We start from the raw sequence: 24,571 nt of genomic DNA on the forward strand, positions 1-24,571 counted from the left end.
GGACTGCGGTGAGCGAGTACGACTGGACCAGTCCGCGGCTGAGCCAGGACATGGAGATGTCCTTCGCCGAGGGCGGCCCGCCGCACTACGCGTACTCCACCGACAAGCCGGTGGAGTACGTGGCGGTGGCGAATGCGCGCAGCGGTCTGATCGGCTACCTCTGGGTGTGCGACGAGGACGACGCGGCCGGCTGGGAGAGGCGGCCCGTCGCGGGTGACGACGCCTACAACGGTTCGGGTTTCTGGGTCCTGAGGTTCCGTGAGACGAAGGCGCGCGGGCTGACACCGAGCCAGGCGCTGGCCGAACTGGCCACCCTGGACGGCGGTGTGGAGAGCGGCCGGATCGTTCCGGGGTCCCATGCCAGGGCGGAGTCCGTGGCGCAGCTGCGGGAGATCGCCACCCGCGGCTGGCAGCCGCCGCCCCGGCCCGCCGCCGCACGTGGCCGCGGCACCCAGGCACCCGAACGCGGCCGCGACACCCAGACTCCCGCACCGGCCCCGGCCCCGGCGCAGCCCGCCGCGCACGGCTGGACCAGTCCGCGGCTGAGCCAGGACATGCAGATGTCCGTCGCCGAGGGCGGCCCGCCGCACTACGCCTACCGCACCGACAAGCCGGTGGAGTACGTGGCGGTGGCGAACGCGCGCAGCGGTCTGATCGGCTACCTCTGGGTGTGCGACGAGGACGACGCGGCCGGCTGGGAGAGGCGGCCCGTCGCGGGTGACGACGCCTACAACGGTTCGGGTTTCTGGGTCCTGAGGTTCCGTGAGACGAAGGCGCGCGGACTGGCGCCGAGCCAGGCGCTGGCCGAACTGGCCACCCTGGACGGCGGCGTGCAGAACGGCCGGATCGTTCCGGGGTCCCATGCCAGGGCGGAGTCCGTGGCGCAGCTGCGGGAGATCGCCACCCGCGGCTGGCAGCCACCGGAGCGGCCCGCCGCCCCCGAACGCGGCCGCGACACCCAGACCCCCGCCCCGGCCCCGGTGCGGCCCGCTGCGCCCGCCCCCTCCCCGGTGCAGCCCCCGGCTCCGGCACCGGCCCCGGCGCAGTCCCCGGCCCCCGCTCCGGTGCAGGAGCAGGCCGACCCGCCGATCACCGACGAACTGCGGGCCAGGGCCCGCCAGTCGCCCGGCATGTGGCTGTACGAGGTCGACCCGGCCTTCGACCCGGCGGGCGAGGTTCCCCGGTACGGGATCATCGGGGCCTGGCAGGTCGACGAGCGCGGCAACCCGGCCCGCTACTGGCGCAACCCCGACTACCGCAAGTCCCCGCGCGCGCTGGGCATGCCGACGCCCGCCGGCCCCGCCGAAGCGGCGTTGCAGAACGCCGCGACCGGGTACGGGACGGAGGACGAGCTGCTGCGGGTCCTGCGGGACGCGCCGCTCACCGTGCGGGCCAGCCCCGACGCACCCGGCCTCCACGTGCAGCAGGGGAGGACCGACCCCGTCGTCATCGCCTTCACCTCCCCCGCCCACGCCCCCGCCGACTGGCCGGGCCACCGCGAGCTGACCGGGCGTCAACTCGCCGCAGAGGCACCGGACGCCGCCATCTGGCTCAACCCGGGCATCCGACCCACCGTCACCATCCCACCGGGAGCACTCCACGACGCCGGCTGACCCTTCACCCCGACGAGCCCGGTCCCGGCGCGGCTGCCCAGTGCCGCGTCGGGCAACCTTCGCCCGTCGCGACTCTCCCAGCCCCGAGGGGGCGGGGAGGCGCCCCCTTGGCACCCGCCCTCCTTGCCCGCCCTCGGGCAGCAGGAGGGGCCCGCTCGCCGCACCGGCCGAAAACCCGAGGACACCCAGGACGAGGGCTTCCGGCCGGCACGCCGAGAGCACGCGCCGGTCGCCGCTCCTCGACGGCAAAGGTCGGCCGATGCGGAACTAGTAGATTGTCGCGGCTTAGTTTTGCTGTGTGGTGGGGTAGAGGTGGCGTAGTTTCACGCGTGCGTCGTCGGTGGTGAAGTGCCAGTCGACTTGGCGCTGGTTGTCGCCGGATGCCGACGATGGCCGCCACGCGGCCGGGCGGCATCGCCACCTCCCGCGTACGCCACCTTCCCCGGGCACGGCGGTGCCGCTCCCCTTACTTACACCCCCTCACGCAGCCACAGCGTCTGCTTGTCGGAGCTGTCCGCGACCAGGCGGTCGGCCTCCAGTAGGTCCGCGACGTGTTCGAGCATGGCGAGCCAGCTCTCGGCGTGCACGTCCGGCCAGCTGTCGTGGCTGATCCGCACGACCTGCCCGTAGTGGCCGGCGGGGGCGGGATCGAGGTCCAGGACGTCGAAGTCGCTGTCGCGGCAGTCCAGCGGGACCCAGCCGGGACGCCAGCCGTAGTCGCCCCGGATCCGCGGATCGCGCTGGACCCCTTCCTCCCAGTCCAGCCCGTCTGCCCGGGCCTCGGCCAGCCGGCTGATGTCGAGGTGCGGGCACAGGCCGTGGAGCAGTCCGTCGAATCGGACCTCGCGGTGCAGCGCCAGTGAGGCGGCGAAGTCGGCCGGCAGGGCGAAACCGAGCTCCGCCTCCAGCGCGGCGATCTCCCCGGCCGTCGCGCCCGGGCCGAAGTGGATCGCGAAGTCCGGGTGCCGGGTGCGCAGTTGCGTACGGATCCGGTCCCAAGCCCGGGCCACCCGGGAGGCGATCGCCGCCCGCTGCTGCTCGTCGAGGTCGGGCGGCAGCGGGCCTTCGGTGGGGTCGGCGACGCCGAGGGCCCGGAGCATCTCCGCGATCCGGCCGAAGGAGTCGGCGTCCAGGTCTGCGGCCCGGTGGGCGGCGTGCCAGCGCTGGTCGGCGGGCAGTGATGCGGTGGCGGCGACCGCCGTCAGGGCCGCCAGGGTGAGCGGCAGGAAGTGCTCGCCGCAGGCCAGGACCTGACTGACCGTGTCGGTCTCGCGGTGGTGGCGGCGCCGGATCGCGTAGTCGGGGCCGAGGGGTAGCGAGCGCAGCGCCAGGCCGGCGGCGAGTTCCTGGAATCCGGCGGCGCGCACGTCGGGGGAGTCGACCAGGCCGTGCAGTGGAGTCCCGGCGTCGACGATCTCGGTCAGGATCTCGTGCAGCAGCGGATGGTACTGCGGCCCCAGCAGCAGCATCGGTTGGTAGATCCTGGCGGCGTGGTGCCCGCCGGCGCGCGCGATCGCCGTGAGGCGGTCGGCCGCCGTCCGGCCCTGCCGCGGTCCGAGCATCCCGTAGGCGGCGGCGACATCGAGGAAGGTGGAGTCGTCGGCGGCCGCCACGAGCGCGTCAAGGTCCCCGGCCGGCGTACCGAGCACTGCCAGCAGCACCTGGTAGGCCAGCGCTTCGGCCTCGCTCGGCCGCCCGGTCGCGGCCCGGCCCAGCGGGTCGCCGCGCCGGCCGCCGAGGAAGTCTCGGATCTGCTCGGCGGCCGCGGCCGCCGCGGCCGGTGCCACCTCGGCGAGGACCTGCGCAACCCGGAAGCGGACCTCACGCGCATGGGTGAGCAGTACATGCTCAAGGATCCGGCCGGCCCCGGCCCGGTCGACCGCGCGCCGGGCGGCCGACAGGATGTCCTCGGTCTTCCACACGTCCTGCTGTGGCACCAGGGCGGTGGCTGGGCAGGCTGCGCCGTGGCAGCGGTTCAATATGGTCACGGCTCCCGAACTTACCTTCGCCGACCGACATCTGAGTGGGGACCCGTGGCGGTGGGTCGCCCCCGAATCAGTCCCTTCCGCGTAGTGGCGGGCAGGGTCAACAGAGTCTGTAACAGGCGGTTGAAGCAAGGGCGGGTCGGCATGGTCCATACCGCCCAGGACAAGGAGGCCAACGTGATCGCGCTCGTCCCGGGCGCCGATCCAGGCCCGCCCAGCACGCGGGAGTGGGCAGCCAAACAGCCGAACCTGCTCAACATCGCCGTCGGCCGCGCCCGACGTCGCCCGTTGCGTCATCGGCAGCCACGGCCTCTGGGCAGAGCAGCGCCTTGTCGTACCGATCGGGGCACGCCCGTGGTCCACTCCCCCACCACTCCTGAGTACCCGTCAGGCTGTTCGTCCGCCCCGGCGCTGTTTCCTGCCCGATGATGTTGACCCTCGGGCGGCGTCGGCGGCCCGGACAGGGGAAGAGTATTGGCATGGAGATGATCAGTGGTACCGGGCTGGAGGGCAGGCCCTGGCCCGAGCTGCTATCTGATGGCCGCCCCGCGCTGATCGTCCCCGCTACCCCCGACCGCCAGGCGCTCGCCGAGGAGGGCTGGGCCGGACGCGGCACCGCAGACCTGGACACCGGCCCGCATCCCGGCTGGTCAGCGACCCTCACGGACGCCCACCTGACCGTCCACCGGCCCGGCGGCGCTGTCTGGTTCGACGGCGAGGTGGGCGCGGACCGGCACTGGCGCCGACGCGTCCGCGACTGCCACGTCCTCCTGCTGGTCACCGGCGACTTCACCAGCGTCTTCGACCTCCGGCCCGCGGCCGAGACCGGGCAGCTGTTCCTCCTCACCGTCCCGGCCCGGCTCCTCTGCGATCTCTGAGCAGCCCCCGCCGATGGGACCGCCCCGCCCCCGAAGCCGAGCGCTGTTCACCCGTCAGCTGATCAGGCCATGGCGTCGGTTCCATGCCACCGCGTTGTTATATCCCTGCACCATGCCCCAGATCCAAAATCCCAGGGCAGCGAGGAGCCCGAGGAAGAGGAGCCACCAGAAGAACGAGGACACCAGCCAGAGCACCAGGATCAGAGCCCCTTTCCCCCCGTTTCCGCTGAACATGGACCCGAGACCGGGCAGGAAGAACGAGGCCGGCACCGCGACCCCCGGAGACTTCGGGACGATCATCGTCGGCGGGACGGCCATCGGTCTCCGCCCCGGAAGGGAGCCGAACTCCTCGGGTGGCAACGCTCCGGGGCCCCAGCGGGCGAACTTTTCACGAGGAGCGGCCCCAGATTCGTCCGGCTGCTTCTCCGACATCTCGACCACGACCTTCCACGCCGCAGACAGCGGCACGACCTCGGCTGCACGCACCTCGCGCCAGCCTGGCCGATTTCAATGCTGGGCCCGTCCCACCCGGGCCGCCTGGCGCACCGATCCAACCCGATGCCCAGGGCATGTTCGATTCCTGACCTGGGCAAATACGCGCCCGAGGAGCAGACGCGGGTACTTACTGTTCGATCCGCATGTTCCAGCGTGCGCCGGGCGGTGCCTCGACCCGGACGGTCAGGTCCTTGGGGGAGCCGAGGTGGAAGACGTCCTTCACGGGCGTCACGACGCCCGGTGGGCAGGGGATGGTGGTCGTCGAGACGGGGTCGAGGTGGACGACGAGGTCGCCGTCGGTGCAGAACATCGTGACGTCCAACTCCCCGGCCGCTGCCGAGAACGACCCGGCGGTCGATCCGGCTTCCCGCAGGGGAGCGGTGAGGAGCGTTTTCATGCCGGCGGACGCGGGCGGGAGCTCGGGCATGTCGAGGGATGGGGGCGTGGTCGGGTGGGAGGGCTGCTGGGCAGGAGCAGCTGATGAGGGGGTGGGCGACGGCGGTGCAGGTTCTGCCGAGCTGGAGCAGCCGGAGATTAAAAGAATCATTCCGGCGGCGGTGGCCGGGAGAGCAGGTCCGCGGTGCATATCGTTGATTCCCCTCTTTGTGTTCTCTTGGGCTTCAGCTGATCGGCTCCCACCGACCCCGTCAAGGGGCCGACGGGAGCCGGGGGATCAGCTGACCCAGGTGTTCCAGCCGACGTACCAGGGCGACCAGGCAGTGGTGCCCGTGTAGTTCTGGGTTGTGCAGTTCGTCAGGATCTTCCAGTAGGTCCCGCTCGTCTTCTTCCGCCACACCCCGTACTCGGCGTAGCCGGTGCGCCCCGCCGGGACGGTGATCGTGGTCGAGTTGCCCAGGGGCGCGGTCAGCGACACCGACAGGCTGATGCCGAGCGAGGTGCTTGCGCCGGCCACGAGGAGGCTGCTGTCCACGGTCGTGGTCGAGTTGACCGTCATGCCGACGGTCCCGCTGGCATTCCTGGTAGGGCTTCTCGTCCATGCACACCACCGGGCGCGCCGGGTCGAAGGGGCGGCGGTGGACCGCCAGGACGTCCTCCATCGCGGTGGCGAAGGCGGCGTTCGCAGCCGGGGGGATGGTCCAGCACCTCTTCACATGAGGGCGCGGTTCCGTTTTTTCAGCACCCGGCCGATCGTGGAGTGGTCCAGGTCCGGGATGTCCTCGACCAGCGCGACGTGCTTCTCCAGCAGGCGCAGCGACCACCGGGCATGCCCTTGGGGCGGCGCCGAGCAGGCCGGCGCGATCAGCCTCGCCTCGACCTCGCCGGTCACCGCCGAGGGCACCGGCGGCAGTGCGCGCTCCTTGCGGCCGACCGTGGCCCACACATCGCCGCCGGTCTCCGCGTACCGCTTCGAGATCAGGCGGACCGACTCGCACGACACCCCGACCCGGTCCGCGATCACCGCCCTCGGAGCGACCTCGCCGGCCGAGGTGTCCAACGCGAGCAGCACCCGCGCCCGCCTGATCATCGACGCGCTGCGGACCCCCGTCGTCGTCACGCGCACCAACGCCTGACGATCTTTGGCACTCAACGCCACCGGATACTTCTTCTGCGAGGACACCGCACCCCTGCCCGCCCGAAAGGAAACGACAAAGGGAGCCTGCCCAACTCCACCAAGCTGAACAATACTTAGAAGACATCTCATTTGGTGAGTCTGCGGGTGCAGATGATGGCTGCTGCGATGCTGGCGAAGGCGGCGAAGTGGTCGGCTTTGCGTTCGTAGCGGCGGTGGAGGCGGCGGAAACCACCGAGCCAGGCGACGGTGCGCTCGATCACCCAGCGGTGCCGGCCGAGGCGGGTGGAGGTCTCGATCCCGCGGCGGGCGATGCGGGCCGGAATCTGTCGGCGGCGGAGGTAGACACGGATGAAGCGGTGGTCGTATGCCTTGTCGCCGTGCAGTTTGCCGGGTCTGCGTCGTCTGGGGCCTCGCCGTGAGCGGATCGGCGGGATCGCGTCGACAAGCGGTATCAGGGCCTGGCTGTCGTGGACGTTGGCCCCGGAGACCGCGAGCGACAGGGGCAGACCGGTGCGTTCGGTGAGCAGGTGGACCTTCGACCCGAACTTGCCCCGATCCACAGGATTCGGACCCGTCAACTCCCCTTTTTCAGGGCCCTCATGTTCACCGAGTCCACCGCGCACCGTGACCAGTCCAGCTCACCGCGCGAGCCGAGTTCGTCCAGGACGACCCGGTGAAGCTTGGCCCACACTCTGGCCGTGCTCCACTCGGTGAAGCGCCGGTGAGCGGTGGGCCCGGACGGGCCGAAACAGGGCGGCAACTGGGCCCAGGTACACCCCGAGGTCGCGACGAACACGATCGCCGCCAACACCTCGCGATCCCCGTACCGGCGCCGACCACCACCTTGCGGCCGACTCGGCGCCGCCGGCACGACCAACTGGAACAACTCCCACAACTCGTCCGGCACCAGACGCTCCACGATCAGCATGCAAACAGGCTACGAGCCCCCTGGCATGCTCTACAGCGCGAGCCGGGGACGGAAGCGACCGACAGTCATGCCGACAGGCCCCTGCTCGTCGCTGGCGGACCGTGATCACAAGGAGAATCGATGAGTCTGGACCGCCTCAGGGCGATGATGCCCGTCCCCGCGGACCGCGGGGAGCTGATCGACTGGGCTGCCGCTGAACGGGCGCAGGGCCCCTTCCCTGCCGACTACCGCGAGTTCGTCGACACTTACGGTGTCGGCTCGATCGACGGCCACCTCGGCATCGGACATCCGCTGGTGATCAGCGGGCCGGGCGAGGCTCCGATCGACGTCGAAGAGCAGACCGTTGAGGCCCGGTTCCATTTCACACGAGTACGCACCGGTCTGCCCTATGAAGTGACGGACGCTTCGGCTCTGCGCGGCTGGGGTGACTCCGACGCTGCCGACACGCTCGCCTGGATCACGGTCGATCCGGACCCGGACCGCTGGCCGGTCGTGGTATGGAAACGGTCCAAGGGCCAATGGCTGGTCCAGGAGAGCGGAATGGTCGACTTCCTGGTCGGCCTGCTTGCAGGCGAGCTTGCCGAGTGTCCACTGAGCGACCGGTCGCTCTGGGGCTGCCCCGACCAGGAGTACATCCCATGGTGGGAGGAGTGACCGGCGGTCAGTGGCGACGGCCGGCGTGCCGGTGAGGATCTCGTGCTCGACTTGGGGCGCCTCGCAGGTCCCGTCCACGCTGACGGTTGCGTGAGGGGATAGCACTCCGTGTTGTCCCAGCACCAGGTGCTCCACAAGCCAGCACCCCCAAATCCTACGCATCCAAATGAGATGACTTCTTAGCCGCGGCACTAGACTCTGCCGATGATCACGTGATCACGTCGGCTCCGAGCGGGGGGAACAGGATGGCGACGCGAGCGAGCTGGATCCCGCCGCTGCCCGCGGGGCGGCAGCCGGCGGGCAAGGCGCTGCTGGGCTGGCTGGAGGACTCCCGGGCACCCCGGCTCTGCCGGGTCTCCGGGTCGTCCGGCAGCGGCCGTACCCACCTGCTGTGCTGGCTCGCCACGGCCTGCCCGCCCAGCAATCCGCGCGTCGGCCGGCGGGTGCACGCCCTGCTCCCCCTCGCCGGTTTGACGCTGCACGGTGCCACCTGGCTGCTCGCCCACCGGCTGGGCGTGGCCGCCCGGACCCCGGGGGAGCTGGCCGCGGCACTGCGGGACGGGCGCCCGAGGGTGCTGGCCGTCACCGACCTCGACCGGGCCGGCGAGGGACTGCTGCCCGACGAGCCCCGGCGGATCGCCGCCGAACTGCTGGCGCCCCTGCTCGGCGTACCGGAGCTGCGCCTGCTGGTGGAGGCCGCCGACGGCCCGGCCGCCGAGGTCCTGACGGCGGCACTGCCCGGTGCCGCCGTCCTCGACCTCGACGACCCGCGCTGGACGGTCCCGGACCGCTTCGCCGCCTGGTACGCCGCCCTGCCCGGTGCGGTGACGCCCCCGGAGCAGCTGTACCCCAGTCCCGGACTGGCCCGGCTCGCGGCCGGCGTCGACGGCGGGGTGGCGCTGGACGCCGCCGCGCCGCTCGCCGTGCGGGCCGAGGCGGTGGCCGCCGCCTGGTGGTCCGCCCTGCCCGAGGACCTCAGGCCGACCGTCGGCGCGCTGGCCGTCGCGGACCGGCCGGTGAGCGAGCAGGAGTGGGCGGCCCTGCCCGGATCGGGCGGCCCCGAACCGGTCGGCCGGGCCGGTGCCCTGCTGCCGCCGGACTCCGACAGCCGCACTTGGCGGCTGACCCCCGTCCAGGTCCAGGCCCGCACCCGGGCGAGCGCGCCGCCCGCCGACCCGGCCCTGGTCCGGGCGCTGGCGGACCCGATCCCGCGTGCCGAGGACGGCTCCTACGACCTGCGCGACGCCGCGCCCCGGCGGCTGGGCCTGGTGCTGCGGCACGCGGTGCGGGCCGGCACCGCCGACGCCCTGCTCGACGATCCGCTGTTCCTCGCCCAGGCCGATCCGGTGGCGGTCACCACCGCGTTCGACGCCGGGCCCGGCACCGGCCGGTTCGCGGCCCTGTGGCAGCTGGCCGGCCCGGCGCTGGTGGCCCTGCCGTCGGCCGCGGACCGGCGCTCCACCCTGCGGGCCTGGGTGGTCGGCCGGGACCGGGCCGCCGAGCAGCGGATCGGCTCCGCCGGGCAGGACACCGCGTGGCACGCCGAGTGGTCCTGCGCACCGGCCCCCGGAGAGGGCGTGCACGGCCTGGCCGTCGGCCGGGGGCCGTACCAGGACCGGGTCCTGGTCGCCACCGACAGCGGCGTGCGGCAGCTCGACGCCGCGCTGGGCCACGACCCGGGCGCGGCGCCGCTGCCCCTCCCGGCGGCGTCCGCGCTCGTCTGCGCCGAGGACGGCGTGCTGCTCGCCCTCGACGCGGCGAGCGGCATGCCGGTCATGCTGCCCGCCCCCGGGACGGCCGGCCTCGCGCCCGCCGCGGCGCTGGCCGGCCGGGCCGCGCAGACCGCGGCCGGCCCGCTCGGCGCGCTCGCCCTCTGCGCGGCCGCCGACGGTCCGGCGATCGCCGTCGCCGGATCCGACGGGCGGGTGACCTGCCTGCGCTCGGACGGCAGTCCGGCGACCGAGCAGCACCTGTACGACGGGCCGGTCACCGCGGTGGACGCGACCGCCCGCGGCGCGGGCGGCCAGGACCTGCTGGTGGTGTCCGGCGGCTCCGACGGGCGGGTGCGGCTCTTCCTGAGCAGCCGCGGCCCGATGCCCGAACCGATCGACGCCCGGGACTGCCCCGTCACCGCCGTGGCCACCGCGCAGACCCCGAACGGTCTGCTGATCGCCGCCGCCTGGTCGGACGGCCTGCTCCGGGTCCGCCGCCTCGCCCCGGCCGACACCGTCGCCGACCTGCGCCTGGGCGCCCCGGTCCGGGCCCTGGCCGCCACCCCCACGGGTACCCTCTACGCAGCCCTCCCCGAAACGGTCTTCAGCCTCACCGTCACCTGACCCCACCCCGCCCGGGGCCGACCGCCGGGCTCGGACCCGGTTCCGGCCTCCCCGTCGTACCCGTCCCGATCGGGCGAGGTCGGCGTGGGCGGGCCGGCCCGGAACCGGTCGGTGTCGAACGCTGCTTGCGGCCGACCGGGACCCGGCACGGTCCGGCGACCCGCTACCACCGGGCCCCGTAGGGTGGGGCGGTGAGCACCGCCCGTTCGATCCTGTTGTTCGCGCTGGCCGCCGTCCTGGAGATCGGCGGCTGCTGGCTGGTCTGGCAGTCCGTCCGGGAGTCCCGGCCGTGGTGGCTGGCCGGGCTCGGGGTGCTGGCGCTCGGGCTGTACGGGTTCACCGCGGCGCTCCAGCCGGACGCGAACTTCGGCCGGGTGCTGGCCGCGTACGGCGGGGTGTTCGTGGCCGGTTCGCTGCTGTGGGGCGTCGTCCTGGACGGCTTCCGCCCCACCCGCTGGGACGTGTTCGGCGCGCTGGTCTGCCTGGCTGGCGTCGGCCTGATCATGTACGGGCCGCGCCGCTGAGCACCCTCCTGACGCTGCCTCAGGAGGCGATCCAGCGCCAGCCGTTCTTGTCCACGCAGACGATGGTCCGGCCGGTGGCGTCGGTGCCGGACACGCCGTGGTCGGAGGCCCGGCAGAACTGGCCCGCCTTGTAGCAGTTGCCCGCGTTCGACAGCGGGTGGCAGCCGGCGGCCTCGGTGGCGTGCGTCGGCTCGGTGGCCGGCTTGCTGGTGGTCCGGGCCGGCGCGGGCGTGGCGGCGGGCGCGGGCGGCGGCGGGGTGCTCGGCGTCTCGACCACCGTCGGCGTCGGCGTCGGGGTGGGCGTCGGTGTGGGGGTCGGGGTGGGGGTCGGCGTCGGGCTGGGACTGGGCGCGACGGAGGCGGGCGCGCTCGCACTCGGCCGGACCGAGGCGGCGGGCGTCGGATCGGCGGGCTCGCACGCGGTGGCGAACAGGGCGGCGGCCAGCAGCGCACCGGCCGCGGAGGCCCGGCGCAGGCGGAGGGAGAGGGACAAGACGGCTCATCTCGGAAGGACGGCTCGGGACGGACGCCATCCTTCCGAGTGTGTGCAAGGAGTGGAGTTCGAGCGACGAGTTCGTTACCGATTGGAGACCGGGTCGCCACCTCTTCCGAATTGCCGGACCGGGCAACGGACTTGACTACCCGTGTGTGCCGGATGGGGCTGTCCGCTCCGGTGGTCGGCGGCTGCCGGCCACGTCGAAGGCGCCGGGGAAAATCGTTCGGATTCGAATGAATGTGCTAGGTTCGCCTGGTTTCGATCGAGGATGATCACGAGGGCGGGGCATGGCGGAGCAGTCGGGGCGGCCGAGCACGAGTTGGCGGGTGCCGGCGGTGGTGTTGGGGGCGCTGGTCGTCCTGGGTGGGGTGGTGTGGGGTTCCGGGGGGACGTCGGAGGGCGGGCGGGAGAGGCTGGCTGCGGCCGCCTGCAGGCCGGGCACCGAGAGGGACGGTCCGCGCTATCCGGAGACCTGCGCCGCGCTGAACCGCCCCGACCTTCCGGAGTTGTTGGGGCTCCCGGGTGAGCAGGTGTCGATCGCGCAGCCCGCGAGCTTCCTGCTGTCCCCGGACTCGGCGGCGGAGGTGCAGATCGGCACGGTCAAGGTCTCCCTGGCGGTGTTCCCCACCCGGCCGTACGACGCGGACAGCAAGCTCCTCGACGTGGTGGCCGGCCTGGACCACGTCGCGGGCCGGCCCACGATGCACTACTCGGACCCGATGATCGCAATCGGGCTCGGCCCCGGCACGGCCGCTCCCGGCGGGCGCTCGAGCGGCCGGGCCGACCATCTGACGGTCGCGCAGAACGCGGACGGCAGCGGCGGCTCCCTGGAGCTGATCATCTGGGACGTCCGGGGCGGCGAGGTGAACGGCCTGCTGTTGAACGGGCTGGCCGAGAAGCTGATGCCGAGCCTGGACGGCTGGCCGACGCCCCCGCTGGCCGCCGAGCCGGGCAAGTCGCCCCGGCCGTCCCCGTCCCAGAGCCCGCTGAGGCCGTTCGGCGGGCGCTGAGCCGGGGCGGCCCCCGCTGCTACTGGCGGTAGGTGGCGAGGAAGCGGCCGATCCGGTTGATCGCGGTCTCCAACTCGTCGGCGCGCGGCAGGGTGACGAAGCGGAAGTGGTCCGGGCGGGGCCAGTTGAAGCCGGTGCCCTGGACGATGTGGATCTTCTCGCGGAGCAGCAGGTCGAGGACGAAGCGCTCGTCGTCGACGATCCGGTGCACGGCCGGGTCGAGCCTGGCGAAGGCGTACAGGGCGCCCTTGGGCTTGACGCAGGAGACGCCCGGGATCTCGTTGAGGGCCCGCCAGGTGACGTCGCGCTGCTCGGTGAGGCGGCCGTTCGGCAGCACCAGGTCGTTGATGGACTGCCGGCCGCCGAGCGCGGCCTGCACCGCGTACTGGGCGGGCACGTTGGGGCACAGCCGCATGCCGGCCAGCATGGTCAGGCCCTCCAGGTAGTCCTTGGCGTGCTCCTTGGGGCCGGAGACCACCAGCCAGCCGCTGCGGAACCCGGCCACCCGGTACGCCTTGGAGAGGCCGTTGAAGGTGAGGGTGAGCACGTCGTCGGCGAGGGCGCCCAGGCAGTGGTGCTCGGCGCCGTCGTAGAGGATCTTGTCGTAGATCTCGTCGGCGAACACCAGCAGGTGGTGCCGGCGGGCCAGGTCGAGGATGCCCTCCAGGAGTTCCTTCGGGTAGACCGCGCCGGTCGGGTTGTTCGGGTTGATCACCACGATCGCCTTGGTGCGGTGGGTGATCTTGGCGGCGATGTCGTCCAGGTCCGGGTACCAGTCGGACCCCTCGTCGCACAGGTAGTGCACCGCCTTGCCGCCGGCGAACCGCACCACCGCCGTCCACAGCGGGTAGTCCGGCATCGGGACCAGCACCTCGTCGCCGTCGTCGACCAGCGCCTGCACGCTCATCTGGATCAGCTCGGAGACGCCGTTGCCCAGGTACACGTCGTCGACCGTGACGCCCGGGACGCCGCGCTGCTGGTAGTACTGCACGACGGCGCGGCGGGCCGGGAGGATGCCGCGCGAGTCGCTGTAGCCGTGCGCGTTGGTGAGGTTGCGGACGATGTCCTGGACGATCTCCTCGGGGGCCTCGAAGCCGAACGGGGCCGGGTTGCCGGTGTTCAGCCGGAGCACGCTGTGCCCGGCCTCCTCCAGCGCGTTCGCGGTGTCGACGACCGGGCCACGGATCTCGTAGCACACGTCCTTCAGCTTGCTGGACTGGCGAAACTCCATCAGCGGCCTCCCGACCCTCACCGAGCCCCTGCGGCCGGCTTGCTTCGTTCTACCAAGTAAGGACTTGGAAAGTCCAACCTCTTGGCTATGCTGACGGCATGCCACGCCGAAGCTACGACCAGTACTGCGCTGTCGCCCGCGCCCTGGACGCGGTGGGGGAGCGCTGGAGCCTCCTGATCGTCCGGGAACTGCTCGGCGGACCGCGCCGCTACACCGACCTGCACGCGGACCTGCCCGGCGTCTCCACCGACATCCTCGCCACCCGCCTCAAGCAGCTGGAGGCCGAGGGCCTGGTCGAACGCCGCCGCCTGGAGCGCCCCGCCAACGCCACCGTCTACGAACTCACCGCCCGCGGCACCGAGTTGCGCCCCGTGGTGGAGGCCCTCGCGCACTGGGGCGCCCCCGAGCTCGACCCCCGCCGCCCCACCGACGCCGTCCGCACCCACTGGTACACCGGCGCGGAGGCCGGCCACGACACCCGGGTCGTTGAGCCCGGCTAAACGGTCCTTCGCGGATCCTGCGTTGATCCACTCCGCTGTGCCGGGAGATCGTTCCGGTGCGGGCCACGACAGCCCGGGCCCGCACCGCAGACCACGCCAGGAGATCTCCCGCATGCCCTTCGTCACCTCCGCCGACGGCACCCCGATCGCCCGCACCACGACCGGCAGCGGACCGGCGGTCGTCCTCGTCGACGGTGCGCTCTGCCACCGGGCCTTCGGCCCGGGCGCCGCCGTCGCCGAACGGCTCGCCGGCCACCACACCGTGCACACCTACGACCGGCGCGGCCGGGGCGGGAGCGGCGGTGCCACCGCCCCGGCCGCCGTCGACCGGGAGATCGAGGACCTGGCCGCGGTGATCCGGGCCGCCGGAGGAACCGCCCACGTCGTCGCGTTCTCCTCCGGCGCGGCGCTCGCCCTGCGGGCCGCCGCCCGCGGCATCGGCATCACCCGGCTCGCCGTCCACGAGCCCCCGTTCAGCACTGACGACGCGCAGGGCGAGCGCTTCGTCCGGTACGCGGCGGACTTGGCGGCGGACCTTGCCGAGGACCGCCGCGGCGACGCCGTCGCCCGCTTCATGGCGTTCGCCGGCATGCCGGAGGAGATGGTCGGCGGCCTGCGCGCCGCCCCGGTGTGGCCGGCGTTCGAGGTGGTGGCGCCGACGCTGGCCCACGACGCGGAGGCGCTGGGCGCCCGGACCGGGGCGGCGGTCCCCGTCGACCTCCTCGCCGGGATCACGGTCCCCGTGCTCGTCCTCGACGGCGACGCCTCCCCCGACGCGCTGCGCGCGCCCGCCCGCGCGGTGGCGGCGGCCGTCCCCGGCGCCCGGAGTGCGACACTGCCGGGCCAGACGCACGAGGTCGACGCCGACGTCCTGGCGCCCGTGCTGCTCGAGTTCTTCGCCCGACCCCTCGCCTGACCCCTCGCCGACCCGCCGCCCCGTCCCGGGCGGCCCGACCCCACCTCCCCGGGAGCCCCACCGTGTTCGAAGGAGACCGCGTCCGGTTGCGCGCGCTGCGCGCCGAGGACGCCGCACACCACCTGCGCTGGCGCAACGACCCCGAGGTGGTCCACTGGGCCACCGCCGGGGACCCCTGCTTCGGGCCGGTCACCGCCGAGGCGGTGGCCCTCGCCTTCGAGTCGATGCTCCGTCTGGTGCCGCTGCGGGAGGCCGTGTTCACGGTCGAGGACCGGGCGGACGGCCGGCCGATCGGCATGGCCGACTACCGCGACCTCGACCCGTACGCGGGGACGGCCACGCTCGGCGTCACGATCGGCGAGCGCGCCTACTGGGGGCGGGGCCACGGCTCCGAGGCGCTGCGGCTCCTGGTGGACCACCTCTTCGGCGCGTTCCCGCTGCGGCGGCTGGAGTTGGACACCTGGAGCGGCAACGAGCGGGCCGTCCGCGCGTTCACCCGGCTCGGCTTCCGGGAGGAGGGCCGCCGCCGGCAGGCCGTCCGCCTGGACGGCGAGTGCTACGACCGGGTGCTCTTCGGCCTGCTCCGACAGGAGTGGCCCGCGCACCCGGCCACCGGCGGCCCGGGCGCGGAGGGCTGACGCCCCGTCGGACTGTCGGCGCGGTGTGCTTGGCTGGGCCGCATGGACGACTCCTCGCGCATGTGGATCACCGCCGTTCCGCCCTTCAGGGCGGGGTGAAGGTCATTCTTGGGGCGGAGGTGCGAAGCGCCGGAGTTCGCTGCGCCTCCGTCGTGACGGTCAGACGGGCCGCTTCTGGTCCTCGATGTACTGCTTGACCACGGTCAGTGGTGCGCCGCCGCAGGACCCGGCGAAGTAGGAGCCGGACCAGAAGTGTCCGCCCCACAGGTACCGGCGCACGTGTGCGTCGTACTCCTTGCGCAGCATCCGGGCCGACACTCCCTTGAGGGAGTTGACCAGCTTCGAGAGCTGGACCTTCGGCGGGTAGTGCACCAGGAGGTGCACGTGGTTGTCCTCGCCGTTGAACTGTTTCAGCTCGGCCTCGAAGTCCGCGCAGACGTCCCGCATGATCTCTTCGCACCGCGTCAGCATGGCGTCGGTCATGGCCCCGCGCCGGTACTTGGTGACGAAAACCAAATGGATATGCAGGTGGTGGATGACGTGACGACCGGTGCATACATCGGGATTGGGATTCCAGCGTGGTGACATAAACCAAAGGGTATGGTGATCGGCATGCAGCTTCGGTACAGCTTCCGCGTGTACCCGAGCGCCGGTCAGCGCATGGCGTTGGCGCGGGCGTTCGGGTGTGCTCGGACTGTCTTCAACGATGCTCTCCGGGCCCGTGAGACTGCCCGTGCCGCCGGGCTGCCGTTCATCCCGTTCGGCGAGCTGTCCAAGCAGCTCACCGCCTCGAAGAAGACCCCCGGGCGGGCATGGCTCGCCGAGGTTTCCTCGGTCGTGTTGCAGCAATCTCTCCGGGACCTGGACACCGCCTACAAGAACTTCTTCGACGGCCTCAAGGGCAAGCGGCCGAAGACGGGACCGCCCCGGTTCAAGTCCCGCAAGGACACCCGGCAGTCGGTCCGGTTCACCGTCAACGCCGGATGGAAGGTCACGACCGGCGGGAAGCTCCGGCTGCCGAAAGTCGGCGACGTTCCGGTCAGGTGGTCACGCTCCCTGCCGTCCACCCCGTCCACGGTGACCGTGGTCAAGGACAGCGCGGGACGGTACTTCGCCTCGTTCGTAGTCGAGACCGAGCCCGAGACGCTGCCCGCCATGGACAGTGCGGTCGGGGTCGACCTGGGCCTGACGCACTTCGCGATCCTCTCGGACGGCACGAAGATCGACAGCCCCCGCTTCCTACGGCGGGCCGAGAAGAACCTGAAGAAGACGCAGCGGGATCTCAGTCGCAAGGCCAAGGGGTCGAAGAACCGGGCGAAGGCCCGGGTCAAGGTTGCGCGCGCCCACGCACGGACGGCCGATGCGCGGCGTGAGTTCCACCACCAGCTCTCCACCAAGCTGATCCGCGAAAACCAAGCGGTCGCGGTCGAAGACCTGGCGGTCAAAGGGCTCGCCCGCACCCGCCTCGCCAAGTCCGTGCACGACGCCGGATGGTCGGCGTTCACCACGATGCTGGAGTACAAGGCGGCGAAGTACGGCCGCACTCTCATCCGGATCGGCCGCTTCGAGCCGACGTCCCAGGTGTGCTCGCAGTGCGGCACCAAGGACGGCCCCAAGCCCCTGCACGTCCGCACCTGGACCTGCGGGGCATGCGGAGCCGTCCTGGACCGGGACACCAACGCGGCGGTCAACGTCGCCAAGGCGGCCGGACTGGCCGTGTCAGCCTGTGGAGCGCAGATAAGACCGGGACTCCTCCCGGCACCGCGCAGCGAAGCAGGAACCCACCCGAAGCCCCAGCCGGTGACCACCGGCAGGCAGGCGGGAATCGCTGTCCTTTAGGACAAAGAGGATGTCAACTGCTGCCCTTCGACCTCGCCGCCCGCTACGCCCGCGAGGGCGACCGGCTGGTGGTGACGCTGGTCGCCCCGCCGGCCGTGCTGGACGGCCAACCCGCCGAGGACGCCGGGGCGTTGGCCGCCGAGGCGGACACCTTCACCGAGGACGGCATCGAGTGGGCCGTCCTGCTGCGCCGCGAACTCGTCACCGACTTCGTCCCCGCGGAGCAGGACGGCGAGAAGCAGGCCGTCCTGCTGATCGAGCGCACCGGGGCCGGGGCGGCGGGCCTGGACGAGCTGTTCGCCCTGTTCGAGGAGGGGGAGACGGGCATCGCGGTGCTCAACGCCCGGTGACCCCCCGACGGCCCGTCAGCGCAGGGTGCGGGCGGGCCACCAGACGCGCGCGCCGAGGTCGTGCACCAGCGCCGGGACGAGCAGCGAGCGGACCAGCAGGGCGTCCAGCAGCACGCCGAAGGCGACGATGAAGGCGATCTGCGCCAGGAAGGCCAGCGGGATCACGCCCAGCGCGGCGAAGGTCGCGGCCAGTACCACGCCCGCCGAGGTGATCACGCCGCCGGTCGCGGTCAGGCCGCGCAGCACGCCCGCCCGGGTGCCGTGCGTCGCGGCCTCCTCGCGGACCCGGGTCATCAGGAAGATGTTGTAGTCCACGCCGAGCGCCACCAGGAACACGAACCCGTACAGCGGCACCGACGGATCGGTCGCCGAGAAGCCGAACACGTGCGGGAACACCAGCGCCGAGACGCCCAGCGTGGCCAGGTAGGAGAGCGCCACCGTCGCCGCCAGCAGCACCGGCGCCAGCACCGAGCGCAGCAGCAGCATCAGCACCACCAGGATGCAGGCCAGCACCACCGGCATGATCAGCGTCCGGTCGTGCCGGGCGGTGGCCCGGGTGTCGGCCTGCTCCGCCGAGTACCCGCCGACCAGGGCGTCCGCCCCGTCCACCGCGTGCACGGCGGCCCGCAGCCGCCCGACGGTGGCCAGCGCCGCGTCCGAGTCGGCCGGGTCGGCGAGCGTCGCGTCCAGCCGGACCTTCCCGCCGGCCACCACCGGCGGGGCGGTCGGCGCGCCGCCGGTGTACGGGCGGACGGCGGCCACGCCGGGCACCTGCGCGGCGGCGGCCGTCACGGCGTCCGCGTGCCCGGCGTCGGCGACGATCACCGCCGGGTTGCCGGAGCCGCCCGGGAAGTGCGCCGACAGCAGGCGCTGCGCGGCCACCGAGGGCTGCGCGGTGGTGAACAGCTCGGACTGCGGCACACCCCGGGCGTCCAGCAGCGGGGAGCAGGCGGCGAGCGCGGCCAGCACCGCGACCGAGCCGATCCACAGCGCCCGCGGCCGGCGGCCGACCAGGTCGGCGACCCGCTGCCAGAGCCGGTGCGAGCCGCCCGTGCCGTCGGTCTTCGGCCGGGCGGGCCAGAACGCGGCCCGGCCGCAGAGCGCCAGCGCGGCGGGCAGGAAGGTCAGCGCGGACAGCACCGCGCAGGCGATGCCGATCGCGCCGACCGGGCCGAGCGCCCGGTTGTTCGTCAGGTCGGAGAGCAGCAGCACCAGCAGGCCCAGACCCACCGTCAGGCCCGAGGCGGCGACCGGCTCGACCGAGCGGCGCAGCGCGGTGCGGGCGGCGGCGAAGCGGTCCTGACCGGCGGCGATCTCCTCGCGGAACCGGGCCGAGACCAGCAGGCCGTAGTCGGTGGCCGCGCCGATCACCAGGATCGACAGCAGTCCCTGCACCTGGCCGTCCACCCGCACCACGCCGTGCTGCGCCAGCGCGTAGACGATCGCGCAGGCCGCGGCGAGCGCGAACACCGCGCCCGCGATCACCAGCAGCGGCAGCAGCACCGCCCGGTACACCAGCAGCAGGATCAGCAGCACCACGCCGAGGGCGACCCCGAGCAGCAGCCCGTCGATGCCCGCGAACGCGCCCGACAGGTCGGCCAGCACCGCGGCCGGACCGGCCACCCCCGTCACCGCGCCCGGGACGTCGGCGAGTTCGCGGATCCGCTCGATCGCGTCCTTGGTGGCCGGGCCGAGGTCGGCGCGCAGCTGCACCACCGCCTCCAGCGCCCGGCCGTCCTCGGCCGGCAGCAGCGGCGAGACCTGCCCGGTGGCGCCGTCCACCCGCGCGGCGGCGGCCAGCGCGTTCCCGGCCGCCGTCCGCAGGGCGTCGTCCACCTGCCCGGACCCGGCCTCCCAGACCAGCACCACCGGCAGCGTGGCGTCGGTCCGGAAGTCCTGCTCCAGTTGCGCGACCCGGGTCGACTCGGCGCTGCGCGGCAGGAACGCGGCCCCGTCGTTGGCCGACACCTCGCCCAGCCGCCCGGCGAACGGCCCGAGCGCCCCGCCGACGGCGAGCCAGACCAGCAACAGGACGAGCGGAACCAGGAACCGGGCGCGCCGGGCCGCGGTGGCGGGTGCGGGGGGTGGGGTGGTGGCCATGCCCGGAAGATATCTCAATCATTGAGAGACTTACCAGTCGAAACACCGCCCCGCCACCACCCATTCGGAGCAGCCCGCGCAGCGGATGGGACGGGTCCCGGAGATTGCTGCTGCGGATTCGAGAGCCGGCCCGAGCCCGGAAACCAGGTGACCGGAGCCGCCGCGCTCTTCGACAATGGCGCATGCTGATCGATCACTGGCCCTTGCTGGGCCTGCGTCTGACCACCCCTCGCCTGGAACTCCGACTGCCCGACGACAGCGAACTGGCCACCCTGGCGGACTTGGCGGCAGCGGGCGTCCACCAGCCCGATCGCATGCCCTTCCTGGTGCCGTGGACCGACCTCCCCCCGGCGGAACGGGCCCGCTCGGTCGTGCAGCACCACTGGCTGCGCCGCGGAAACTGGTCCCCGGGCGACTGGGCCCTGAACCTGGCCGTCTTCGAGGACGGCCGCGTCGTCGGCCTCCAGACCGTCGCGGCCCGCGAGTTCGCCGTATGCCGGGAAGTCACCACCGCCTCCTGGCTCGGGGTGCGGTACCAGGGGCAGGGCATCGGCACCGAGATGCGCGCCGCCGTCCTGAAGCTGGCGTTCGCGGGCCTGGGCGCGCGGGAGGCGACATCGGGTGCCTTCGAGGACAACGACTCCTCGTTCGCCGTTTCCCGGAAGCACGGTTACGAACCCGACGGCGTCGCCCGCCACGCGGTCCGCGGCCGGCTGGTGACGAACAGGCGGCTGAGGCTGACCCGGGCCCGCTGGGCGGAGCACGAGCACCTCCCCGTCTCCCTCGACGGGCTGGCACCCTGCCTGCCGATGTTCGGACTCCCGCCGGACGACGACGGCGGACACCCCCGCCGGCCGACCGGCCACTGACGGGGACCGCTGCTCCGCGACGCGGCTTTTGCGCGCCCGGCTCCGGACCACCGCACCGGACCGGTCGAAGCGTCCCGTCCGCGTCGGCGGGGCGGTGCGCCCCCGGCCTCTAGGCTGGCGGGATGTCAGCAGCACTGTTCGGGGCCGACGGGGCCGGGGTGAGCACCGGGGCGGTGGCCCGGCGGCTCGGGGTGTCGCCCGGCACCGTGCGGTCCTGGGAGCGGCGTTACGGGATCGGCCCGGCCGGGCGGGAGGTCGGGCGGCACCGGCGCTGGCGGCCCGGCGACGTGGCGGCGCTGGAGGCGATGTGCGCGCTCACCGCGCGCGGGGTCGCCCCCGCCGAGGCCGCCCGGCTGGCCCGCGCCGGGGCGGCGGGCGAGGTCGGACGACCGGGCGAGGTCGAACGGCCGGGCGGGGCGGGGGGCTTCGAGGTGCGCGGGCTGGCCCGGGCCGCCCGTCGGCTGGACGGGCCCGAGGTCGCCCGCCTCCTGGACGGCGCCGTCGAACGGCTCGGTCCCGTCGCCGCCTGGACGGAGGTCATGACGCCCGCGCTGCGGGCCGCCGGACGCCGCTGGGCCCGGGGCGGTGAGCAGTACGTCGAGGTCGAGCACCTGCTGTCCTGGCAGGTCTCCGGCGCGCTGCGCCGGGCCGCGGGGCCGCCCGTCGCGGGACCGCTCGCCGGGCCCGGGAGCGCCCCCGCCGGGCCGCCCGTGCTGCTGGCCGCGATGCCCGGGGAGCAGCACGTCCTGCCGCTGGAGGCCGTTGCCGCCGGGCTCGCCGAACGCGGCCTGCCGTTCCGGATGTTCGGCGCCGCGCTGCCCGCCGACGCGCTCGTCGAGGCGGTCCGCCGCACCGGCCCCGCCGCCGTCCTGCTCTGGTCGCAGACCCGCGCCACCGCCGACCCCGGCCCCGCCCGGGCCGTCGCCGCCACCGCCCGCGGCGGCCGGGGCGCCCGGACCGCCCCCGCGCTGCTCACCGCGGGCCCCGGCTGGAGCGCCGCGCTCCGCCCGCCCGGCGCGCTGACCCCCCGTGACCTGCCGGGCGCGCTCGCGCTGCTGGCCGGGGCGCTAGGGTCGCGGACGTGGTGACGCATGGTGAGCGGGACGAGAAGCAGGAACCGGGGCGCGCGGAGCGCGGTCGGCCCGGGCGGGGGCCGGGGGCCAGGGAGTTCGGGCGGCTGCTGCAGGGGCTGGCGTCCGAGATGAACCTGCTCGGGCACGACTTCGCGGGCGCCTCCGGCCTGCACGCCACCGACGTGCAGGCGCTGCTCGCGGTGCTGCGGGCCGACGACCCGCCCGGCATCACGCCCGGCGGGCTGCGGGCCGAGCTCGGCCTCACCTCCGGCGCCGTCACCGCTGTGCTGGACCGGCTGGAGCGGGCCGGCCACGTGCACCGCACCCGGGACGCCGCCGACCGGCGGCAGGTCCACGTGCACTACCACCCCGACGCGGCCCGGATCGCCGGCGACTGGTTCGCCCCCGTCGCCGAGTGCACCGACCGGGTGCGGGCCGAGTTCGAGCCGGAGCAGGTCGCCGCCGTGGTCCGCTTCCTCACCCGGATGACCGAGGAACTGGCCGTCCTCCGGCAGGCCCGGCGGGACGGCACGGCCTGACACCGGGGGCCAACACCGTTGACAGTCAAGCAAGTTGAGGGATGGCGGCGGCACCGCGCGGGAGACACGCCCACCGGGCGCCATGGCAGGGTCTCGGGGCTTTTGCCCGGTATGGTCGGCGGGCGTCCGAACAACCCGGCAGCCCCTTGGGAGCCCCCACCATGCCGCAGCCCCAACCGGTCCTCGCCGCACTGACCGGGGCCGCCGTGTTCCTGGTGCTCGGTGTCGAGCAGGGCGGCGAACCGGCCGTCCGCGACCTGCTGCCGGATCTCGGCGGGATCGCCCGCACCGTCTCCAGCCGGGCCCCGCACGACCGGGTCGGCCTGGCCCTCGGCATCGGCTCCGACGCCTGGGACCGCCTGTTCGCCGGCCCCCGCCCGGCCCAGCTGCACCCCTTCGTCGAACTCGCCGGCCCCCGGCACCTCGCCCCCGCCACCCCCGGCGACCTGCTGCTGCACATCCGGGCCGAACGCATGGACCTGTGCTTCGAGATCGCCGCCCTGATCAGCCGCCGGCTCGGCGACGCCGTCACCGTGCTCGACGAGACCCACGGCTTCCGGTACTTCGACTGCCGCGACCTGATCGGCTTCGTCGACGGTACCGAGAACCCGGTCGGCCCCGAGGCCACCGCGGCCGTCCTGATCGGCGACGAGGACCCGGACTTCGCCGGCGGCTCCTACGTCATCGTGCAGAAGTACCTGCACGACATGACGGGCTGGGACGCGCTCAGCACCGAGCGCCAGGAGCTGGTCATCGGCCGGACCAAGCTCGAGAACGTCGAACTCCCCGACGCCGCCAAGCCCGCCGACTCGCACGTCGCGCTCAACACCGTCACCGGCCCCGACGGCGAGCAGCGCGACATCTGGCGGCTCAACATGCCGTTCGGGTCCTTCACCGACGGCGGCGAGTGCGGCACCTACTTCATCGGCTACGCCCGCGACCCCGGGGTCACCGAGGAGATGCTCCGCAACATGTTCCTCGGCCGCGGCCCCGCCGCCCACGACCGGCTGCTCGACTTCTCCACCGCCGTCACCGGCACCTTCTTCCACGTGCCCAGCGCGGACTTCCTGAACGACCCGCCACCCGCCCCCGGCGCGGCCGCTGACGCCCCGTCGACCCCACCGACCGCGCCGACGGGCCTGCCGCACGACGACGGCAGCCTCCGGATCGGCAGCCTGAAGAGGAGCACCGCACCGTGAACAACCTGCACCGCGACCTGGCGCCCGTCTCCGCCGCCGCCTGGGCCGAGATCGAGGAGGAGGCCCGGCGCACCTTCACCCTGCACCTGGCCGGCCGCCGCGTCGTCGACCTGCACGGCCCCGAAGGACCCGGCCTCTCCGCCGTCGGGACCGGGCACGTCGCCGACATCGCCGCGCCCGGCGGCGGCGTCCAGGCCCGGGCCCGCGAGGTCCAGCCGCTGGTCGAACTGCGCGTTCCGTTCACCGTCACCCGGGCCGCCGTGGACGACGTCGAACGCGGCTCCCAGGACTCCGACTGGGACCCGGTCAAGGACGCCGCCCGCACCATCGCCCTCGCCGAGGACCGCGCCGTCTTCGACGGGTACCCGGCGGCCGGGATCACCGGCATCCGCGACGGCTCCAGCAACCACCCGGTGGTGCTGCCCGCGGACGTCCGCGACTACCCCAACGCGGTCAGCCGCGCCCTCACCGCGCTGCGCCTGGCCGGCGTCGGCGGGCCCTACTCGCTGCTGCTCGGCGCCGACGCCTTCACCGCCGTCAACGAGACCTCCGACCACGGCTACCCCGTCCACAACCACCTCGCCCGCCTCCTCGACGGCGAGATCCTCTGGGCCCCCGCCGTCGAGGGCGCCGTCCTCCTCTCCACCCGCGGCGGCGACTTCGAACTCCACCTCGGCCAGGACCTCTCGATCGGCTACCTCTCGCACGACGACACCACCGTCCAGCTCTACCTCCAGGAGTCCCTGACCTTCCAACTCCACACCCCGGAAGCCGCGGTGGCCCTCACCTCCGCCTGACCGCGCTTCCCGGAAGGGGACGGGAGGCCGAACGGCGGCCCCCGCCCCGCCCGGGGGATGATGGTTC

At 73.5% G+C, this 24,571-nt stretch carries 25 protein-coding genes and 1 pseudogene; 16 read left to right on the forward strand and 10 right to left on the reverse strand.

The window, feature by feature from the left end; genetic code table 11:
* The first annotated feature begins 8 nt into the window (after positions 1-8).
* Complete coding sequence (locus ACIOHG_RS07365) at positions 9-1,613, forward strand: type VII secretion system-associated protein (RefSeq protein ID WP_400946440.1); 1,605 nt, start codon at positions 9-11, stop codon at positions 1,611-1,613.
* 470 nt (positions 1,614-2,083) lie between these two features.
* On the opposite strand, the gene ACIOHG_RS07370 is transcribed toward ACIOHG_RS07365, so the two are convergent.
* The gene (locus ACIOHG_RS07370) at positions 2,084-3,601 is read right to left on the reverse strand and encodes an SMI1/KNR4 family protein (RefSeq protein WP_400946443.1); all 1,518 of its coding nucleotides are present in this window, start codon (positions 3,599-3,601) and stop codon (positions 2,084-2,086) included.
* A gap of 476 nt (positions 3,602-4,077) precedes the next feature.
* Between ACIOHG_RS07370 and ACIOHG_RS07375 the strand changes: the two genes are divergently transcribed.
* Positions 4,078-4,476: a hypothetical protein gene (locus tag ACIOHG_RS07375; RefSeq protein WP_400946445.1), complete on the forward strand. Its 399-nt coding sequence runs from the start codon at positions 4,078-4,080 to the stop codon at positions 4,474-4,476.
* A 54-nt stretch (positions 4,477-4,530) separates the two neighbouring features.
* Here the strand turns inward: ACIOHG_RS07375 and ACIOHG_RS07380 are convergent, their stop codons facing one another.
* From ACIOHG_RS07380 to ACIOHG_RS07400, 5 genes are all read right to left on the reverse strand, one after another.
* Positions 4,531-4,962, reverse strand: coding sequence for a hypothetical protein (locus tag ACIOHG_RS07380; protein ID WP_400946447.1), 432 nt, complete (start codon positions 4,960-4,962; stop codon positions 4,531-4,533).
* 136 nt (positions 4,963-5,098) lie between these two features.
* The gene (locus tag ACIOHG_RS07385) at positions 5,099-5,398 is read right to left on the reverse strand and encodes a hypothetical protein (RefSeq protein ID WP_400946449.1); all 300 of its coding nucleotides are present in this window, start codon (positions 5,396-5,398) and stop codon (positions 5,099-5,101) included.
* Between the two features lie 246 nt (positions 5,399-5,644).
* Positions 5,645-5,926 (reverse strand): hypothetical protein, encoded by a 282-nt coding sequence (locus ACIOHG_RS07390; RefSeq protein ID WP_400946452.1) that lies wholly within the window; start codon positions 5,924-5,926, stop codon positions 5,645-5,647.
* 153 nt (positions 5,927-6,079) lie between these two features.
* Positions 6,080-6,550, reverse strand: coding sequence for a helix-turn-helix domain-containing protein (locus tag ACIOHG_RS07395; protein ID WP_400946454.1), 471 nt, complete (start codon positions 6,548-6,550; stop codon positions 6,080-6,082).
* A gap of 80 nt (positions 6,551-6,630) precedes the next feature.
* Positions 6,631-7,433 (reverse strand): IS5 family transposase gene (locus tag ACIOHG_RS07400; protein ID WP_400946456.1). Its coding sequence is split into 2 segments (ribosomal slippage): positions 6,631-7,082 and positions 7,082-7,433, totalling 804 coding nucleotides; the frame shifts between segments, so codons are not numbered across the junction.
* A gap of 120 nt (positions 7,434-7,553) precedes the next feature.
* Here ACIOHG_RS07400 and ACIOHG_RS07405 point away from each other — a divergent pair.
* From ACIOHG_RS07405 to ACIOHG_RS07415, 3 genes are all read left to right on the forward strand, one after another.
* Positions 7,554-8,087, forward strand: a complete 534-nt coding sequence (locus ACIOHG_RS07405; RefSeq protein ID WP_400946459.1) for an SMI1/KNR4 family protein — start codon at positions 7,554-7,556, stop codon at positions 8,085-8,087.
* A 245-nt stretch (positions 8,088-8,332) separates the two neighbouring features.
* The gene (locus ACIOHG_RS07410; RefSeq protein ID WP_400946461.1) at positions 8,333-10,423 is read left to right on the forward strand and encodes a hypothetical protein; all 2,091 of its coding nucleotides are present in this window, start codon (positions 8,333-8,335) and stop codon (positions 10,421-10,423) included.
* A gap of 191 nt (positions 10,424-10,614) precedes the next feature.
* Positions 10,615-10,947 (forward strand): YnfA family protein, encoded by a 333-nt coding sequence (locus ACIOHG_RS07415; RefSeq protein WP_400946464.1) that lies wholly within the window; start codon positions 10,615-10,617, stop codon positions 10,945-10,947.
* A gap of 19 nt (positions 10,948-10,966) precedes the next feature.
* Here the strand turns inward: ACIOHG_RS07415 and ACIOHG_RS07420 are convergent, their stop codons facing one another.
* Positions 10,967-11,440, reverse strand: coding sequence for a hypothetical protein (locus ACIOHG_RS07420; RefSeq protein WP_400946467.1), 474 nt, complete (start codon positions 11,438-11,440; stop codon positions 10,967-10,969).
* A 290-nt stretch (positions 11,441-11,730) separates the two neighbouring features.
* Between ACIOHG_RS07420 and ACIOHG_RS07425 the strand changes: the two genes are divergently transcribed.
* Positions 11,731-12,453 (forward strand): DUF6215 domain-containing protein, encoded by a 723-nt coding sequence (locus tag ACIOHG_RS07425; protein ID WP_400946469.1) that lies wholly within the window; start codon positions 11,731-11,733, stop codon positions 12,451-12,453.
* Between the two features lie 19 nt (positions 12,454-12,472).
* Here ACIOHG_RS07425 and ACIOHG_RS07430 read toward each other — a convergent pair whose 3' ends face one another.
* Complete coding sequence (locus tag ACIOHG_RS07430) at positions 12,473-13,684, reverse strand: pyridoxal phosphate-dependent aminotransferase (RefSeq protein ID WP_400946472.1); 1,212 nt, start codon at positions 13,682-13,684, stop codon at positions 12,473-12,475.
* A gap of 98 nt (positions 13,685-13,782) precedes the next feature.
* Between ACIOHG_RS07430 and ACIOHG_RS07435 the strand changes: the two are divergent.
* The 3 genes and pseudogenes from ACIOHG_RS07435 to ACIOHG_RS07445 all read left to right on the forward strand — a co-directional run.
* Positions 13,783-14,136, forward strand: a pseudogene (locus ACIOHG_RS07435) (winged helix-turn-helix transcriptional regulator); the annotation flags it as partial.
* 160 nt (positions 14,137-14,296) lie between these two features.
* On the forward strand, positions 14,297-15,100 hold the full coding sequence (locus tag ACIOHG_RS07440; protein ID WP_400946475.1) for an alpha/beta fold hydrolase: 804 nt from the start codon (positions 14,297-14,299) through the stop codon (positions 15,098-15,100).
* 62 nt (positions 15,101-15,162) lie between these two features.
* Positions 15,163-15,738, forward strand: a complete 576-nt coding sequence (locus ACIOHG_RS07445; RefSeq protein WP_400946478.1) for a GNAT family N-acetyltransferase — start codon at positions 15,163-15,165, stop codon at positions 15,736-15,738.
* A gap of 159 nt (positions 15,739-15,897) precedes the next feature.
* On the opposite strand, the gene tnpA is transcribed toward ACIOHG_RS07445, so the two are convergent.
* Positions 15,898-16,326: an IS200/IS605 family transposase gene (gene tnpA / locus ACIOHG_RS07450; protein WP_400946480.1), complete on the reverse strand. Its 429-nt coding sequence runs from the start codon at positions 16,324-16,326 to the stop codon at positions 15,898-15,900.
* 24 nt (positions 16,327-16,350) lie between these two features.
* Here tnpA and ACIOHG_RS07455 point away from each other — a divergent pair, with 24 nt between their 5' ends.
* Positions 16,351-17,577: an RNA-guided endonuclease InsQ/TnpB family protein gene (locus ACIOHG_RS07455; RefSeq protein WP_400946707.1), complete on the forward strand. Its 1,227-nt coding sequence runs from the start codon at positions 16,351-16,353 to the stop codon at positions 17,575-17,577.
* A gap of 68 nt (positions 17,578-17,645) precedes the next feature.
* Entirely contained in the window at positions 17,646-17,927 is a 282-nt protein-coding gene (locus ACIOHG_RS07460) for a hypothetical protein (RefSeq protein WP_400946483.1), read from the forward strand.
* Positions 17,928-17,942: 15 nt separating this feature from the next.
* On the opposite strand, the gene ACIOHG_RS07465 is transcribed toward ACIOHG_RS07460, so the two are convergent.
* Entirely contained in the window at positions 17,943-20,027 is a 2,085-nt protein-coding gene (locus tag ACIOHG_RS07465) for an MMPL family transporter (protein WP_400946485.1), read from the reverse strand.
* A 182-nt stretch (positions 20,028-20,209) separates the two neighbouring features.
* Between ACIOHG_RS07465 and ACIOHG_RS07470 the strand changes: the two genes are divergently transcribed.
* The 5 genes from ACIOHG_RS07470 (at position 20,210) to ACIOHG_RS07490 (ending at position 24,504) form a co-directional block, all read left to right on the forward strand.
* The gene (locus ACIOHG_RS07470; protein WP_400946488.1) at positions 20,210-20,896 is read left to right on the forward strand and encodes a GNAT family N-acetyltransferase; all 687 of its coding nucleotides are present in this window, start codon (positions 20,210-20,212) and stop codon (positions 20,894-20,896) included.
* A gap of 122 nt (positions 20,897-21,018) precedes the next feature.
* Positions 21,019-21,984 (forward strand): MerR family transcriptional regulator, encoded by a 966-nt coding sequence (locus ACIOHG_RS07475; RefSeq protein ID WP_400946490.1) that lies wholly within the window; start codon positions 21,019-21,021, stop codon positions 21,982-21,984.
* Positions 21,978-22,508 carry a MarR family winged helix-turn-helix transcriptional regulator gene (locus tag ACIOHG_RS07480; protein ID WP_400946492.1) on the forward strand — a complete coding sequence of 177 codons (531 nt, stop codon included), beginning with the start codon at positions 21,978-21,980 and terminating at the stop codon, positions 22,506-22,508. Before ACIOHG_RS07475 ends, ACIOHG_RS07480 begins: the two co-directional genes overlap by 7 nt.
* Before the next feature lie 161 nt (positions 22,509-22,669).
* Entirely contained in the window at positions 22,670-23,707 is a 1,038-nt protein-coding gene (locus ACIOHG_RS07485; protein WP_400946495.1) for a Dyp-type peroxidase, read from the forward strand.
* Positions 23,704-24,504 (forward strand): family 1 encapsulin nanocompartment shell protein, encoded by an 801-nt coding sequence (locus ACIOHG_RS07490; RefSeq protein WP_400946497.1) that lies wholly within the window; start codon positions 23,704-23,706, stop codon positions 24,502-24,504. Before ACIOHG_RS07485 ends, ACIOHG_RS07490 begins: the two co-directional genes overlap by 4 nt.
* Positions 24,505-24,571: the final 67 nt, after the last annotated feature.

The sequence above is a fragment of the Kitasatospora sp. NPDC088134 genome (assembly GCF_044741705.1).
Classification (GTDB): domain Bacteria; phylum Actinomycetota; class Actinomycetes; order Streptomycetales; family Streptomycetaceae; genus Kitasatospora.

Coding starts and splice junctions, on each gene's coding strand:
- ACIOHG_RS07375 (WP_400946445.1), top strand. CDS start 4,078: ATGGAGATGATCAGTGGTACCGGGCTGGAGGGCAGGCCCTGGCCCGAG.
- ACIOHG_RS07385 (WP_400946449.1), bottom strand. CDS start 5,398: ATGCCCGAGCTCCCGCCCGCGTCCGCCGGCATGAAAACGCTCCTCACC.
- ACIOHG_RS07390 (WP_400946452.1), bottom strand. CDS start 5,926: ATGACGGTCAACTCGACCACGACCGTGGACAGCAGCCTCCTCGTGGCC.
- ACIOHG_RS07405 (WP_400946459.1), top strand. CDS start 7,554: ATGAGTCTGGACCGCCTCAGGGCGATGATGCCCGTCCCCGCGGACCGC.
- ACIOHG_RS07410 (WP_400946461.1), top strand. CDS start 8,333: ATGGCGACGCGAGCGAGCTGGATCCCGCCGCTGCCCGCGGGGCGGCAG.
- ACIOHG_RS07425 (WP_400946469.1), top strand. CDS start 11,731: ATGGCGGAGCAGTCGGGGCGGCCGAGCACGAGTTGGCGGGTGCCGGCG.
- ACIOHG_RS07430 (WP_400946472.1), bottom strand. CDS start 13,684: ATGGAGTTTCGCCAGTCCAGCAAGCTGAAGGACGTGTGCTACGAGATC.
- ACIOHG_RS07440 (WP_400946475.1), top strand. CDS start 14,297: ATGCCCTTCGTCACCTCCGCCGACGGCACCCCGATCGCCCGCACCACG.
- tnpA (WP_400946480.1), bottom strand. CDS start 16,326: ATGTCACCACGCTGGAATCCCAATCCCGATGTATGCACCGGTCGTCAC.
- ACIOHG_RS07455 (WP_400946707.1), top strand. CDS start 16,351: ATGCAGCTTCGGTACAGCTTCCGCGTGTACCCGAGCGCCGGTCAGCGC.
- ACIOHG_RS07465 (WP_400946485.1), bottom strand. CDS start 20,027: ATGGCCACCACCCCACCCCCCGCACCCGCCACCGCGGCCCGGCGCGCC.
- ACIOHG_RS07470 (WP_400946488.1), top strand. CDS start 20,210: ATGCTGATCGATCACTGGCCCTTGCTGGGCCTGCGTCTGACCACCCCT.
- ACIOHG_RS07475 (WP_400946490.1), top strand. CDS start 21,019: ATGTCAGCAGCACTGTTCGGGGCCGACGGGGCCGGGGTGAGCACCGGG.
- ACIOHG_RS07485 (WP_400946495.1), top strand. CDS start 22,670: ATGCCGCAGCCCCAACCGGTCCTCGCCGCACTGACCGGGGCCGCCGTG.